The organism is Streptomyces sp. NPDC004658 (assembly GCF_040609555.1).
Classification (GTDB): domain Bacteria; phylum Actinomycetota; class Actinomycetes; order Streptomycetales; family Streptomycetaceae; genus Streptomyces.
Genome location: NZ_JBEXKG010000366.1, coordinates 1 through 2,366, shown reverse-complemented (window position 1 = coordinate 2,366; position 2,366 = coordinate 1). Strand labels below are relative to the sequence as shown.

Genomic DNA, 2,366 nt, shown 5'->3' with positions numbered 1-2,366 from the left:
TGTCGGCGTACAAGCGAACGTGCACCACCTCGTACGGATGAAAGTGCACCATTTTTGATGCGGTGACGGGGCGTCGGCCGTGAGTCTGCTGCTGTCGGTTCGGGGTGACAGGGAGGCGGCTGACGGTGGTCTTGGATCCGCATCGCTGGCTGGAGTTGCGGCGGTTTCGCCCGCTGTACGAGTCCGGTGCGATGAGTCTGCGGGAGATCGCGAAGGAGACTGGGCTGAACCGCCGGACGGTCAGCAAGTACCTCAAGGACCCCGCATCGGTCGCGCCGCCGAAGAGAGAAGCAGCAGATCAGCGGCCTCGGCGGGTGGTGGACGAGGTCGCGCCGCTGATCGACGCGATGCTCAGGTCCGAGATCCTGCTCAAGGGAAGGGTGATCCACGAGCGCCTGGCCCAGGAGTATGGGGTCAGCATCAACTACCAGCGGGTGAAGCTCTATCTGCAGGAAGCCCGGCCCCGGATCGCGGAGGAAATGGGCATCAGCCCGGGTGAGCTGGCGGGCCTGCACCGGCGCTTCGAGGTCGTCCCTGGTGCTCAGGCCCAAGTCGACTGGGGAGACGAAGGCAAGATCCTCGCCCATGTCGGCATCTTGAAGGTCTACTCGTTCCACATGACGCTGTCGTACTCGCGCGACCCATTCTGCTGCTTCACCACCAGCCAGGACCTGGCCACGTTCTTCGACTGCCACCGGGCCGCGTTCGCGCACTTCGGCGGGGTGCCGATGAGCATCGTCTATGACCGCACCAAGACGGTCGTGCGCCGGCACGTCGCTCCCGGTGAGGCGGTTCCGCTGCACCCGGAGGCGGTCGCCTTCGCCGGGCACTACGACTTCGACATCGACGTGCTGGCTGCCTACCGGCCGCAGGGCAAGGGGCGGGTCGAGCGGCAGGTGAACATCGTCCGTGACCACGTCCTGGCCGGTCGGGCCTTCTCTTCCATCGAGGAGCTGAACGCTGCCTTCGCCGCCTGGGTGCCGCTGCGGCGGGCGAAGGTCCACGGCACCCACGGCGAAGTCATCGGACACCGGGCCGTGCGCGACCACATGGCCCTGCGTCCGCTGCCGGCGACCCCGTATGTGGTCACGCAGCGGCACCTGCGGCACGTCGGCAAGGACTGCCTGGTCGCCTTCGACGCGAACCTCTACTCCGTTCCCGCCCGGAAGGTCCGACCCCGTCAGCTGGTCGAGATCCGAGCCACGAAGTCGCAGGTCAGCCTGTATTCAACCGCCCCCGGCACAGGTGGCCAGACCTTGTTGGCCGTCCACCCGCGGGCCGTTGGCCGAGGCGCCCGCATCGTGGACGAGACTCACTGGGACGGCCTTCCCACCGGCGCCGGCCGCCGAGTCACCACCGGCGACGCTCTGCCCTCGCCCCGCCGCGAGCAGGCAGTCGGGCCCGAGGCCGGACCGCTGCAGGCTCTGCTGAACCGGGCCGCCGCCGCGAATGTCGAGGTGGGCCGTCGTCCGCTGTCGGTCTACGACGAGCTGACCGGCACCCGCCCCTTCACTGCCAACTCCGCCAGCAAGGAAGTCCGTTGAGCGAGCTGACCAGCACCCGCATCCGCACCACCGCCGCCAAGCTCGGCCTGCCACACCTGGCCGAGGCCCTGAACCAGTACATCCAGCGGGCGGATGAGGCCAAGATGGGCTACCTCGACCTGCTCGACCTGGTGCTGTCCGAGGAACTCGCTGTCCGCGACGACCGCCGCTTCCGCAACGGCCTGAGGTTGTCGAAGCTGCCACACCACAAGACGCTGGAGGACTACGACTTCTCCTTCCAGCCCGAGCTCGACCCGCGCAAGGTCAAGGACCTGGCCACCCTCTCCTTCGTCGAGGAGAAGGCCAACGTCGCTCTGCTTGGGCCGCCCGGCGTCGGCAAGACGCACATCGCCGTCGCCCTGGCCGTCGCGGCCTGCCGGGCCGGCTACTCGATCTACTTCACCAGCCTCGACGACATGGTCCGTCACCTCAAGGCCGCGGAGGACCAGGGCCGTCTGATCAATAAGCTCACCAGCTACCTCCGGCCCGCCGTTCTCGTGGTCGACGAGGTGGGCTACCAGCCGCTGGAGCGGGCCGAGGCGAACCTGGTTTTCCAGGTGATCTCCAAGCGTTACGAAAAGGGCTCGATCATCCTGACCTCGAACAAAACCTTCGGCGAATGGGGCCAGGTCTTCGGCGACGAGGTACTGGCCACCGCGATCCTCGACCGGCTCCTGCACCACTGCGAAGTCGTCCCGATCAACGGCAACAGCTACCGGCTCAAGAACCGCCTCCAGGCCATCGAGCGGGACACCGACGTCGCCTGAGCTGTGGTGCACACAACTTCGTACTCGGTGGTGCACTCAGAGGAGTACTTGGACA

At 67.0% G+C, this 2,366-nt stretch carries 2 protein-coding genes; both read left to right on the top strand.

The window, feature by feature from the left end; all coding sequences use genetic code 11:
* Positions 1 to 125 precede the first annotated feature (125 nt).
* On the top strand, positions 126 to 1,544 hold the full coding sequence (gene istA, locus ABZV94_RS41335) for an IS21 family transposase (protein ID WP_345137091.1): 1,419 nt from the start codon (positions 126 to 128) through the stop codon (positions 1,542 to 1,544).
* A complete protein-coding gene (istB, locus tag ABZV94_RS41330; protein ID WP_345137089.1) occupies positions 1,541 to 2,311 on the top strand; it encodes an IS21-like element helper ATPase IstB in 771 nt (256 codons plus the stop codon). Before istA ends, istB begins: the two co-directional genes overlap by 4 nt.
* The last annotated feature ends 55 nt before the right edge of the window (positions 2,312 to 2,366 follow it).